The sequence below is a fragment of the Streptococcus parasanguinis genome (assembly GCF_032163505.1).
GTDB classification, from domain to species: domain Bacteria; phylum Bacillota; class Bacilli; order Lactobacillales; family Streptococcaceae; genus Streptococcus; species Streptococcus parasanguinis_V.
The window spans coordinates 660,913-674,117 of sequence record NZ_CP134147.1; the positions used below are offsets into that span (position 1 = coordinate 660,913).

At 42.8% G+C, this 13,205-nt stretch carries 11 protein-coding genes; 9 read left to right on the forward strand and 2 right to left on the reverse strand.

The window, feature by feature from the left end:
* Positions 1-37: 37 nt before the first annotated feature.
* From RIN70_RS03460 to RIN70_RS03470, 3 genes are all read left to right on the forward strand, one after another.
* Positions 38-961 (forward strand): L-lactate dehydrogenase, encoded by a 924-nt coding sequence (locus RIN70_RS03460; RefSeq protein WP_313790679.1) that lies wholly within the window; start codon positions 38-40, stop codon positions 959-961.
* A gap of 249 nt (positions 962-1,210) precedes the next feature.
* On the forward strand, positions 1,211-2,281 hold the full coding sequence (locus RIN70_RS03465) for an Rpn family recombination-promoting nuclease/putative transposase (protein WP_272143789.1): 1,071 nt from the start codon (positions 1,211-1,213) through the stop codon (positions 2,279-2,281).
* Positions 2,282-2,596: 315 nt separating this feature from the next.
* Complete coding sequence (locus RIN70_RS03470) at positions 2,597-3,136, forward strand: NADPH-dependent FMN reductase (RefSeq protein WP_272143787.1); 540 nt, start codon at positions 2,597-2,599, stop codon at positions 3,134-3,136.
* 28 nt (positions 3,137-3,164) lie between these two features.
* Here the strand turns inward: RIN70_RS03470 and RIN70_RS03475 are convergent, their stop codons facing one another.
* Both RIN70_RS03475 and RIN70_RS03480 read right to left on the reverse strand, forming a co-directional pair.
* Positions 3,165-3,860 (reverse strand): VIT1/CCC1 transporter family protein, encoded by a 696-nt coding sequence (locus RIN70_RS03475; protein ID WP_049473149.1) that lies wholly within the window; start codon positions 3,858-3,860, stop codon positions 3,165-3,167.
* 276 nt (positions 3,861-4,136) lie between these two features.
* Positions 4,137-5,531, reverse strand: a complete 1,395-nt coding sequence (locus tag RIN70_RS03480) for an MFS transporter (protein WP_118396945.1) — start codon at positions 5,529-5,531, stop codon at positions 4,137-4,139.
* Between the two features lie 328 nt (positions 5,532-5,859).
* Here RIN70_RS03480 and RIN70_RS03485 point away from each other — a divergent pair, with 328 nt between their 5' ends.
* The 6 genes from RIN70_RS03485 (at position 5,860) to RIN70_RS03510 (ending at position 13,185) form a co-directional block, all read left to right on the forward strand.
* Positions 5,860-7,152, forward strand: a complete 1,293-nt coding sequence (locus tag RIN70_RS03485) for a PTS transporter subunit EIIC (RefSeq protein ID WP_272143780.1) — start codon at positions 5,860-5,862, stop codon at positions 7,150-7,152.
* A complete protein-coding gene (locus RIN70_RS03490) occupies positions 7,139-7,996 on the forward strand; it encodes an alpha/beta hydrolase (protein WP_272143777.1) in 858 nt (285 codons plus the stop codon). Before RIN70_RS03485 ends, RIN70_RS03490 begins: the two co-directional genes overlap by 14 nt.
* A 355-nt stretch (positions 7,997-8,351) precedes the next feature.
* Complete coding sequence (locus RIN70_RS03495; RefSeq protein WP_313790680.1) at positions 8,352-9,470, forward strand: DUF4767 domain-containing protein; 1,119 nt, start codon at positions 8,352-8,354, stop codon at positions 9,468-9,470.
* 213 nt (positions 9,471-9,683) lie between these two features.
* Positions 9,684-10,247, forward strand: coding sequence for a hypothetical protein (locus tag RIN70_RS03500; protein ID WP_070505864.1), 564 nt, complete (start codon positions 9,684-9,686; stop codon positions 10,245-10,247).
* A 174-nt stretch (positions 10,248-10,421) separates the two neighbouring features.
* A complete protein-coding gene (locus RIN70_RS03505) occupies positions 10,422-11,189 on the forward strand; it encodes an ABC transporter ATP-binding protein (RefSeq protein WP_247919513.1) in 768 nt (255 codons plus the stop codon).
* Positions 11,182-13,185 carry an FtsX-like permease family protein gene (locus RIN70_RS03510; protein WP_313790771.1) on the forward strand — a complete coding sequence of 668 codons (2,004 nt, stop codon included), beginning with the start codon at positions 11,182-11,184 and terminating at the stop codon, positions 13,183-13,185. Before RIN70_RS03505 ends, RIN70_RS03510 begins: the two co-directional genes overlap by 8 nt.
* The last annotated feature ends 20 nt before the right edge of the window (positions 13,186-13,205 follow it).

Sequence of the window (13,205 nt, forward strand, 5' to 3'; positions counted from 1 at the left end):
ACCAACAGTGTGATCGATACTAGAAAAGAGGATTCTGATGACAAGAAAAATTGGTATTATTGGTTTGGGGCATGTGGGTGCGACCTTGGCCCACAGCATGATTTTGAAACACACCTGTGATCATTTGGTTTTGATTGATACCAATGAGAAGAAGGTCAAGGCAGATGCCTTGGATTTCTGTGATACAGTTGCCAATACCGGGTATCCGGTTCATATCACGGTCAATGACTACGCGGCTTTAAAAGATGCGGATGTCGTAGTGTCGACTCTTGGAAATATCGAGTTGCAGGCTAATAACACAGATGACCGTTTTGCGGAGCTTCCCTTTTCCAGCAAGCAAGTGGTGCAAGTAGCGCGTGATTTGAAAGCTTCTGGCTTTAGTGGTGTTTTGCTAGTGGTGACCAATCCGGTCGATGCGGTCACTCAACTTTATCAACAATATACCGGCCTTCCAAAAGAGCAGGTGATTGGGACAGGGACCTTACTGGACACAGCTCGAATGAAGCGTGCAGTCGCTGATCGTTTGCAGGTTTCTCCTGCTAGTGTATCAGGCTACAACCTCGGTGAGCACGGAAATTCTCAATTTGTTGCTTGGAGTCAGGTCCGTGTCAAAGGACATGCCATTACCGATCTCTTCTCTCAAGAAGAGCTTGACGCCATCAACTACGAGTCCTTGCGAGGCGGCCACACGGTTTTCTTTGGCAAATTCTATACCAATTTTGGGATTGCAGCAGCAGCCCAACGCTTAGCAGAAGCTGTGATAAATGATAGCCACGAGGAAATGCCTGTGTCTAACTATCGTCCAGAATATGGAACCTATCTTGGCTACCCGGCGATTGTAGGTCGAAAAGGAATTATTGAACGATTGGACTTGCATTTGACAGAAGAAGAAAAAGAAAAATTACTCCATTCAGCCGAAACCATCAAGGAAAATACACGAAAGGGATTGGAGCATGCATAAAAGCAAAGAGAGTGGGACAGAAATCGGTAATTCGTTAGAATTTGATTTCGTCGTCCCACCTCCGCACAGTTGAGTAGGGCTGTAAAAGCTGATGAAATCAGCGTAGTAGAGCCCACTCAACCACTGCGTCTTGCTCGACAATCCAAAAATAATTGAGAGGCTAGGACTTTTGTCCCAGCCTCTTTTTCTGCAATTTTTTCGAATGGTATAAGTGAGGGGATTCCCTACACGAAATCATTGGAGGTTGCTATGAAGAAACGACACGAGTATGTATCGCCCACCTTGGATTTAATGGCGAAAAAGATTTTTAGTCTGCCGGATGTGACAGCGAAATTCATCCGCGAAGTATTGGATCTGCCAGTAGAGTCCGTTGAGATTTTAGAAGGAGACCAGATCCATGAGCAGGGGTTTTTAGGAGATCTTCCTTTTGAAACATCTGTTGATGTGAGAGCAAGACTAGATAGTGGGCTTGAAGTCATCATTGAGATTCAAGTTTTGAAGCAAGAGTATTTCTTGAATCGTTTTCACTATTATTTAGCCAATCAACTGGTAGAAAATGTCCAACGCAAGCGAAAGAAAGGGGCAACCCATTCTATGTACCAGGAGCTGGAGCCGGTCTATGGGATCGCTATCCTGGAGCGAAGTATTTTTCCTCATTTAGATTCACCTGTCAATGTCTATGAAATGCGCCATACAGTAGATGGGACACCTCTTTATAGCCCTCGAAAGGATGGAGTAGCTCATAATATGTTAAAGGTTGCCTTTTTAGAGTTGGATAAGTATAATGAAAGTAGAGATACGGAGTTGAATGCTCACTGGAGACAATGGCTTGAATTTTTTGGCAATCGCCCATTCAGTCATCAACCAGATCAAGTGATCGAGCAGGCAGAATCGCTCCTGATCCCATCAAATTGGACAAGGGAGGAAAAAGAAATGATTGATGAACGGATTCGTATCAGAGAAAATTGGGAAATGAGCATGGATACCTTTCGGAAAGAACAACTGGAAGCCGGTTTTCAGAAAGGGTTGAAACAAGGTCTTGAACAGGGACTCGAACAGGGACTCGAACAAGGTCTTGAACAAGGTTTAGAACAAGGTTTAGAACAAGGTCTCGAACAAGGACTCGAGCGTGGTCTCGAACAGGGATTGGAACAAGGCAGACAAGAAGGCATGGAGTTGGGAGTTCAAGCTGGTCAGCAGTCTCTGATTCAAAAACTATCTTTGAAGGGGATGAGTATCGAGATGATTGCTGAAATGACGGATTTATCCAGCGAATCCATCAAAAAAATGTTGGCTACTGATTTGTCTAATGAGGAGTAGTAGCACGAACAGAATTTTGGGAACAATGAAACTTCGAGAATTACCTTGCTGAGAAAAAAGTAGTTCTAAAATGGATTGTAAAGATCGTCTAGGGCTCGTTTTTATTGGATGGTGATCCTCTACAGATTTATACGGTTATGATTTATTGAAGGTTGGACACTTTTGTCCAACCTTTTTTCTCGTTCTTATTGGCCCATCCTTAGTGAAATGGAATAAAAGTTTAAAATGTCCGAGTTGTAATCCTTGACGTTACATTGTGATCTTGTATAATAGCTATTGTAACAAAAAATCTTACAACAGAAAGAGGAAACAACTATGAAAAACATTTTATTTATCGTCGGATCTCTTCGTCAAGGATCTTTTAACCACCAAATGGCTAAGAAAGCAGAAAGCCTTCTGGAAGGAAAAGCAACGGTGACTTACTTGGACTACAAGGACATTCCAATGATGAACCAAGATTTGGAAACACCAACCCTGCCTGCTGTGCAGGCAGCGCGTGATGCGGTTCTTGCTGCGGATGCCATCTGGATCTTCTCGCCAGTTTATAACTTTGCGATTCCAGGCGTAGTGAAAAACCTGATCGACTGGCTTAGCCGTGCCCTTGACCTGTCAGAAACTCGTGGTCCATCTGCCCTTCAAGATAAGATCGTAACGGTTTCTTCAGTAGCTAATGCCGGACACGAACCAATGTTTGCGGCTTATCAAGCGCTCTTGCCATTCGTTCGGACTCAAGTGGTTGGAGAGTTTACTGGAACAACCGTTAACCCAGAAGCCTGGGAAACAGGTGAATTAGTCTTGACAGATGAAGCGGTCGCAGGACTGGAAAAACAAGTACAAGCCTTATTAGAAGCATAAGAAAAGCTGAGACAGAAGTCTCAGCTTTTTAGATACTAAAGAGTTGCCCGAAGAAGTATGTCACACCCATGGTGAGAAGGCCAATGATGAGGTTGCGAAGCATGGCTGGCTTGGTTGGTGCTTTTCCCAGTTTCGCACTGGTATAGCCAGTGAAGATCAAGGATAGTCCAACAACGAAGACTGTCACCGGAATGCGATAGGCAGTTGGAAAGAGAATGATCGAGAGCATTGGAGGAAGGGAACCAACAGAAAAAGCAAGGAAGCTAGATGCAGCAGCATGCCAAGGATTGGTAAACTCCTCGTATTCGATACCATATTTCTCTTCGACCAGGGCTTTGAGGGGATATTTCAGAAAGGCCCGTTCTGTCAAAATCTTTGCGGAAGTTTCGCATTCTCCATTTTGAAGATAAGCATTGTAGAGAGAGTCTCTTGCTAACTTTGGATCGCGATCCAACAAGGCTTGTTCGCGGTTCACAGCGGCTTCTTCCGTGTCTTTTTGTGTGGAAACAGAGACATACTCACCGCCTGCCATCGAAAAGGCACCTGCCAGAATCGCCGATAAGCCAGATAGGAAAATGATCCAGATGTTTGGTGTGGCACTGGCCACCCCGATCACCACCCCAGCAATAGAAATGATTCCATCATTGGCCCCGAGAACAGCAGCTCTCAAGATATTCAATCGGTCGTTAAATGATTCATCTACTCCATGTTTTATTTCAGTCATACAATATCTCCTTTGTCTTATTTAGAATGATTATAAATAAAATACAAAAAGAAAGCAAGGATTTTAACTCAAATGATAAAAGTTCGACAATTTAATGAAATTTAAGTTATAATCTTTGACATTGCAAGCAAAAAAGAAAGAATAGGGCATACGCCTATTCTAGCAAGGTTTATTTAGCGGAAGTGGTCTTACCATTGAAGATCCTGATGGCATTGTCACACGGGTCAGAAAAGGATAACAAAAAAACAGCAAATTGCTGTTTTCTGATGAGAAAAATTAATTCGTATCTTGTTCTTTCCCAACAACCCAAAATAAGAGAAGGAGTTGGAAGATGCCCAAGGCAAATAAGACCATAAAACCGTTGCGACTTCCTTTAGCAGTGGCTTGAGTAAAGTCCATCTTTTGATTAGCTTGGCTCATGGCAACGATCAGCGAAGCCAGGGTTGTTCCGACAGCGCCTGCAAATTGTTGCAGGGTGTTAAAGATCGCGTTCGCATCGGGTTGCTCTTCCAGAGAGAGTTGTTTTTGTCCGTTGGTCATGATATTGCCAAAGGCCAGTCCCATACCAGTCATAAAGATCATGTAAAAGATAAGAATCAAGCCATTTGTCAGCTTCAGGGCAAAAAGGGTGAAGTGGAAATGGGCCAGAAGGATTAAAGCAGCTCCAAGGAGAATCGGTTTACGGGCGCCCAACTTATCTAGAATGAGACCGGAGAAAGGAGCAAAACCTGCTCCAATGATGGCTCCTGGAAGCAGCATCAAGGCCGCAAGCGTGGTGCTCGAGTGGTTGACCAATTGGACATAATTGGGCAAGAGGAAACTCATGGCCAGAGAACCTAATTGGAAGGTGAAAAAGGCAAGAACATGGCCAGTGAGGAGATGGTTCTTTAAGATGGCAAGGTTGATAATGGGAGTCTCCAAGCGATTAGACCGCCAGACTAAGAGAACCAGTCCCAAGAATCCGATCACCAGCCAACCAAGGACAGAAAAACTAAAGAAAGCATGGTCAGAGAGTCCGTGAATGCCTAGAATCAAGCCTAAAAATAAAGCAATAATGGCGAGAAGACTCATGATATCAAGCCTTTCTCGCTTGACTGTACTGATTTGTTTAATGGAGCGAAGTCCTGCAACCAGAGAAGCTAGAAGGATCGGGAATTGAACCAAAAAGATGGACCGCCAACCGAAGTTAGCCGTCAAGAGACCACCGACAGTAGGCCCAATAGCGGGAGCGATGGCTGTTATCAGGGTACCCACTCCCATCATGAGACCGATCTTGCGTTTTGGGACCTGCTCTAAAATGATATTAAACATCAGAGGAAGGGCAAAACCAACCCCCATTCCTTGGACCAATCGACCCAAAACCACAAAGCCAAAACTTGGAGCTAGGAAGTCAATGAGAACACCTAAAACAGATAGGAGATTTCCAACTAAAAAGATGGACTTCATTTTAAAAGAGCGTTTGAGATAAGCAGACAAGGGGACCACACAGGCAACCACTAGAAGATAGATGGTGGTGACCCACTGGACGGTTGCGGTATTGATCTCAAATTCCTTCATCAATATTGGGAAGGTGATATTCATGGCAGTTTCTCCAGCCACCCCGCAAAAGGAAAGGATCCCTGTTGCAAAAATAGCATACAGGACCTTGGCTGAAATTTTTTCTTGTGACATCGGTGTCTGATTCCTCCTAAATCTTCCTAAAGATATGGAATTTGGTATAAAATCGGATGAAAATTCATGGTTACGATCTGATTTTCCGTCAGCTCCAATCGCTATGAGCATAGCAAGACCAACGGTAACCTGATTCATCGTTTTGTTAGCTAACAAATAGTATAGAGGAAATGAAGACCCCTGTCAAAGAGTTTTTGAAAAGTTATGAAAATAATAGCATTCTCAACTGATGACGTCTCTACAAACGAAAGGAAAGGCTCGCCAGTATGGTATAATAATAGAAAAGTAAACAATGTGAATAAGTCAATCAACTCGAACAGGAGGCCCCATGACCAAGTATTTAGTCCAGAAGTTTTTCTGGTTACGAGAAAAAAGTTTGATTCAAATTTCCCAGAAAACCCTGGTTTCCTTATTTCCTTTTTTCTTATTTTCAGGAATCATTCGAGTGATTGCCTTATCGGTCTTTTCTGATCGAGGCTATATCCATCAGCTCTTTTCGATGGACAGTTGGTTGCCATGGAATCAAGCTATCAGCCAGGTTCTTATTAATTTTTCCAACTTTCTAGGAGGTCTAGCAGGGCCTTTAGCAACCTACTTCGCTGGGAAATATACAGCTGGGCACTATGGTAGAAGTACGGGGACAGCCGGCGTGACTGCTCTTTTGGTCAGCTTGATTGTAGGGTCTCAGGAATTGTTGGTGGGACCACTCAATGATGGGCAACTGACAAGAATTAACTTACCTGCGACGACCAATATCCTCTTAGCCATTGTTTTAGGCTATCTAATCGGACAGATCTTTCGACTATCCAAGGCTAGTGACGACCAGATTGTGGACAAAGACTTTATCTATCAGCCCAAGACTGTGCGTCCCATTTTCTTGTCCTTGGTTCTGGGGGTTAGCCTGAATATTCTTCTCCTTCTTGGCAATCAGTACCGTATTTTTCAAATGATCGGTCAATTCTTTAGCTCTCTGACTATAAGCAGTCATCATCTCCTGTCCACTTTTGTTATGGGACTCTTCAGTGGCTTATCAGCTTGGGTCGGCAACAGTCAGGCTTTTGCCCTAAACTCAATTGTGGATGACAGTTTTGCTTTAGAAAATCTGAATTACGCTGTGACCCATCATACAACGACGGGGATTCCTCATCTCTATACTTTGACCAATTTGTATCGGAGTTTTGGCATGGTAGCTGGAATTGGCGCTGTCCTAGCACTTTTGGTAGCGATCTTACTGGTCTCCCACAGTCGAAAGGACAAGAAAGTCAGTCTCCTCAGTATTTTTCCAGGCCTCTTTAATAACGGTGCCCCCTTCATGGTAGGGATTCCGGTCCTGCTCAATCTTCTATATGTGATTCCCTTCTTATTGATCCCCTTGGTCAATATGGCCATCGCTGCTGTGGCTTTGTGCTTTAAGCTGATGCCAGCAGCCGTCTATCCAGTGCCAGATGGGACTCCGAGCCTTCTCTATGCTTTCATTGGAACGGGAGGAAGTCTGAGAGCCTTAGCTGTCAGTATACTTTGTTTTGCGATAGACGTGCTCCTTTATCTACCATTTGTCCGCATGGGAAATCGTATTCGAAAAGATCTAAAAGTGAAAGGAGAAAGCGATGAAAGTCTCTAAAAAAACAGCCATCGTCCTCACTTTGGTCTGTCTTTTCTTGATCGGTTTAGCCATTCCTTCTTATAGCTGGACTCGAACCAATGTTTCAAAAATCGAGAAATTTTATAATTCCAAACTGTCGCCCATCATCATGATTCCAGGAAGCTCAGCAACAGAGAACCGCTTTGATGGCTTGGTGACCAAGCTCAACCAAGGCCGCCAAGGCACCAAGCACAGTCTTCTCAAGCTCAAGGTATGGAATGATGGGCATATCACCTATAGCGGTAGTATTGATGCCAAGGACAATGAACCAGTGATTGTGGTTGGTTTTGAAAACAACAAAGATGGCTATAGCAATATTAAAAAGCAGGCTAAACTATTCAATCAAGCCTTTGAAGCCCTTCAAGAAAAATACAATTTTAATAATTTCAAGGGCTTGGGTCATTCTAACGGGGGCTTGATTTATACAGCCTTTATCGAAAATTATCTAGAAGATTATGATGTGGATCTCACGACCCTCATGACCATCGGAACTCCCTATAATTTCACGGAAACCAATATTCAAAACAAATCTGAGATGTTAGCCGATTTTATCAAGGGGAAAAAAGCCATCCCTAATACGCTTTATATGTATTCAGTAGCAGGAACCATTACCTATGATTCCGATGAGTTGGTCCCAGATGCCAGTGTTTCTGCTGGGAAATATATCTACCAAAACCAAGCTGCTAGTTATACGGAGATCACAGTGACGGGGGAAGATGCCCAGCACTCGGACCTTCCAACCAATGATGAGGTGGTTGCCTTGGTGAAAGAGCATATTGAAAGTCAACCGGATCGTAGAACCAAACCAAATAAAGAAAACTAATTGTGGCTGAGCAAAAACTCTCCAGACTTCTATGTTTAATAAGCATAACTGTATGACGCAGTGGTTGATTGCTCAAAGCACTGCTTTAAGGTGGTAGATAGGACTTGCGAAGCAAGTTTCCTAAGTATTCGTTCGCTTTTCAAGCTCCAAAGATGACCTAATGATGGAAACAAAGTTTCCTTTATCTACAACCTTCAACAGTCTCCCAGACTGTTGAAGCTATGCGGGGGAGGGAAAGTTGAAAAGGTTTGGGGAACCTTTTCAACCTTTTTAATTTTAGGAGTTCTTTCCCACTCCCACTTTTTTTAGTATAATAAAGATCAGTATGAAAACACGGGAGACTAAAGGAGATCAGATGAAAAGAAAACATTGGATGCAGTTGGGATTAGCGGCTTCGAGTATGGTCTTGTTAACAGGATGTTACCAAAGATACCAGCGCCAGTCCAGTCCTAAAAAAGAGGTTGCAACCAGCCAGACTTCAGCAAAAAAACAAGCGAAAAAAGCAGATAACAAACAATTATACCAGTCAGTTTTTTCAGACTACCAAAAGATTTTTGCCACTTCAAAAGAGTTAGATGCCATTTCCAAATTGAATGATGCATTAGCCAAAGAAGATCGGATGATCAATAGCTGGGTGATCGAGACCGTGATCAATCAGCCAGATGCCGTTCGCTATGCCTTTAAGGACTTAAATAACGATGGGGTAGATGAGATGATCATCGCCAATCAGCAGACCGATGGAAGCTACTTTGTGACGGGAGTCTACTATCTCAAGGACCAAAAACCGACTCTGCTAGCTGAAGGTTTCGTCGCTGGACACGGTGGAGCGCGCAATGCGACGACCCTCTATCAGGGAGGAGAAGTCTTAGAAGTCAGCTGGATGTCAGGAACTGGCCGTGGGGTAGCTGTGCTTTCACGGATAGAAAAGACGCCTCAAGCTGCGACCAAAGTCCAGGAAGAAGAAGTCCAAGTACCTGGTTCAGATCTGAATAGCCTCTTTGGAAAATCGGATGAGAATAAACTGGATCTCAAGGCTTTTGACTGGCAAACTTTTGACAGCGCACCATCAGCGGGAAATAGCCAAAGCCAGGAAAAAACGCCTTGGAATGCTGAAAAATCAGCAAAATTAGCAGAATTTATGAAGACCTGGGGCGAAAAGATGGGCCAACCCAACTATCAAAAAGGCATCGCTGGCGGTGATGTAGGACCAGACAACCTCTATACTCTAGGGGAAAATAGTAAGATGGATGCCATTTATACAGATACCGGTCAGGGAAATGCAAAATACCGCATCGTGGAACGCTATAGCAATTGGGACAAGTATCCAGATGTGCATAGTTATTTCTTTGCTATTACAGATACAGGAGAAGGCATTGTCTTTCATTCTCCAACGACCAATGGAGGAAAGATGTATCTAAAACCAACGGACAACAAGGAACTTCAAGAAGAATTTACACAGTTACTTCATCAATAAAAAGAAGAATAAACCAGAAAAGGACTGTTTTTCTGGTTTTGTTTATTCAAAGAATGAATAAAAATACAACAAAAGAAGTAATTTTTAGGATATAAAAAATGTTAAAAATTAGTGATAATTAGCGGTATATATTCATTTAAAAACAGAGAATGTTTGACAATTAAAGGAAAATCATTTAAAATATATTCATTCTTTATTTATAGGAGAAAAAATATGAAAAAACTTCTTACAGCCGGTGTGGCTCTTTTGTCTGTTGCAACATTAGCAGCATGTTCTGGTAAAACTGCTTCAGAATCATCAAGCAAAGATGCAAAAGCTTCTTCTAGCAAAGTAGAAAAATCATCTACTTCAGAAAGCAAATCAAGCAGTTCATCAAAATCATCTAAATCAGCAACCTCTTCTGTTGATGTTCCAGAAATTGTCTTGTTAACTGATGAAGAAATCGACAACGCCAAAACACTTGGTGATATGAAAACCATTTATGGAAAAATGATTGACAACTACACAAAATATGTCAAAGAGATTGGTGACAAGATCCCAGCATCTGGTAAAGATGCCTATAATAAGCAAGTAGATCCTGCGATCCAATCTATGGAGACTGCAAGAAAAACATTTAACGATACACTTTCAGCTGCAGGTTCTGATGATACAGTTGTTCCTGAACAAGCTCGTAGTCAATTCGCACAACAATTGAAAAATGCTCGCGATATTGCCCAAAAAGCTCTTGAAGGTGCTTATCAATCAATTGCACCATTGCTCTCTTCATCAGCTGAATAATCAATAAAAAAATAGGCTAGGACTTTTGTCCTAGCCTATTTTTGCTTTCTTACAAAAATGTAAGAAATAAAGGGGGAAATGTAAGGTTATGTTATGGTGAAAGCGTTTCAGTTTTAGTACAATAGATTTGTAAAAAACGATTGAAGCTTTTATTGAGCTAGAAAGGAACGGACCATGACCCTACTAGACGTTCAACATATCAAAAAAATCTACAAAACCCGCTTTCAAGGAACGCAGGTTGAAGCCTTAAAGGATATCCATTTTACCGTTGAAAATGGCGAATATGTCGCCATCATGGGGGAATCAGGATCCGGGAAATCAACTCTCCTCAATATCCTGGCCATGCTGGATCAGCCGACGGAAGGGCGGGTCTACCTCAATGGCACGGACACCTCAACCATCAAGAACAAGGACGCATCCAGCTTCCGTCGCGAAAAACTAGGCTTCGTTTTTCAAGACTTCAACCTGCTCGATACCTTGTCTGTCAAGGACAATATCCTCTTGCCTCTAGTCCTTTCTCGCAGACCGATCAAGGAAATGATGAGCAAGGTCGATAGCGTCAGTCGGGAGTTGGGCATTCACCAGCTCTTAGAAAAATATCCCTACGAGATCTCTGGTGGGCAAAAACAACGGGTGGCTGTAGCACGGGCCATTATTACCTCACCAGAAATTCTCCTGGCGGATGAGCCAACAGGGGCGTTGGATTCCAAGTCATCCGCTGCTCTGCTGGATGTCTTTGAAGACATCAATACCATGGGCCAAACCATTCTCATGGTGACCCACTCAACCGCAGCAGCAGCGCGTGCCAAGCGCGTGCTCTTTATCAAGGATGGGATCCTTTACAATCAGATCTTCCGCGGGGAAAAGACGGAGCGTCAGATGTTCCAAGAAATCTCAGATACTCTGACGGTCATGGCGGGTAAGGAGGATCATGATGTTTAAATTAACCAGTAAATTAGCACTTTCCAACCTCAAACAAAATCGCAAGTTGTATTATCCTTTCGCTATAGCTGTCATTTTAACGACCATGATCCTTTATAGTTTTATCGCCTTGTCATTGACCCCTCATTTAGAGGATTCTTACGGAGGGGGATCGGCGAGAACTGTTCTTGGTTTTGGCAGTTTCGTCGTCCAGCTGGTCGTCATCATTTTGGTGGCTTATGCCAATGGCTACGTCATGAAAAATCGTTCCAAAGAACTGGGCTTGTACAGTGTTCTGGGAATGGAGAAGAAGCATCTCCTCATCATGACCTTATGGGAATTGCTCTTCTTCTATGTTCTCACAGTTGGAGTAGGACTGGGCTTGGGACTCTTGTTTGATCGCTTGATTTTCGCCTTGCTTCTAAAATGTATGGGTTTACCAGTCGTCATTCAATCAACCTTCCAGATAGATGCTGTTCTTAACACTTTACTTGGGTTAGCCTTAGCTTTTGGACTCATTCTCTTGTTGAATTCTTTCCGCCTCTTGCGCTACAGTTCCCTCCACCTTATGCAGCAAAAGAAAGCAGGAGAGAAGAAGGGACGCTTCTTGCTGGTTCAAACTCTGTTAGGACTAGGGCTCTTAGGAATTGCTTTTTATATGGCGCTAACCGTTGAGCGGCCAGTTGCGGCTGTCCAAGGATTCTTTATTGCCGTCATCTTGGTCATTCTAGCGACTTATCTCTTATTCAACGCAGGCTCTATTACCTTCTTAAGATTTCTCAAAGGTCGGAAATCCTATTATTACAAGCCAGAGAATTTTATATCTGTCTCTAACTTAATAGCTCGGATGCGAAAAAATGCAGCGGGCCTCGCGACCATTAGTATTCTTTCCACCATGGTCTTGGTCACCTTAACCGGGTCGCTCAATATCTTTATTGGAGGGCATAATTACCTAGATACTGTTTACCCTTCTGATTACATGATTAGTGTGGGGCATATGCCTTCAGATGCTGAGATAGAACCGGTTATCGAGGATGTTCAAGCTCAAATTAAGAAAACAGCTGACGCGACACATCTGTCAGATTATCAGGTGGCACAGACAGCATACTGGTCAGCTGAAATTCGAAAGATTGATGGAAGGATCTTAGAGGTGAATGACCAGTCCACTCCATCAACTGGTCAGGAGTTGAAGACAGAAGGAACAGTCTACTTTTTTGATCAAGCGACTTATGAGCAACTGACCGGTCAAAAAGTTGAGCTTGGGGAAAATGAAATCCTAGCCTATGGGTATCAATATCCTGGAAAATTAGACTCACAATTAGAAATCAATGGGAAGACCTTCACGATTAAAGAAAAACTAAACTCCAATTTTATCCAAGGGAAACTCCCTCAATCCGAACTGTTTCAACACCAAATGGGCTTGTACCTGGTCCTCCCTGACTTGAACCAACTGGGACTAAAAGTTGATAAAAATTTGGAATTCTCTATTACTGCTAAAAATAAAGATAACCAAGATTTTATTTCTGGCTTGATCAAAGAGCTGTATTCGACAGACAAAATCAGTCAATATGATGCGACTTATTTTGGTGGATTTGATCGATACAGTATAGAGAAAGATTGGCGTGAAACAGCAGGGACTCTTCTATTTATCGGGATTTTTCTATCGGTGATCTTTCTATTAGCTACAGTTCTTGTCATTTACTACAAACAGATTTCAGAAGGCTATGAGGACCGGGAAAATTTTGTGATCTTGCAACAAGTAGGATTGGACCAAAAGCAAACGGCCACCACCATTCGCAAACAAATTCTCACCGTCTTTTTCCTCCCATTATTCTTCTCCTTCTTGTACCTAGGAGTAGCCTACAAGATGATCGCAAAAATCGTTGCCATCTTAGGAGCAACCAATACGGGCTTGGTCCTTCAAACAACTCTTTCCATCTGCGCTGTCTTTTTCATCTCTTATGTTCTCGTCTTTCTTCTGACTTCTAGAAGTTATCGGAAGATTGTCGTGAGATAGCGTTCGAGTCTATAAAAGAT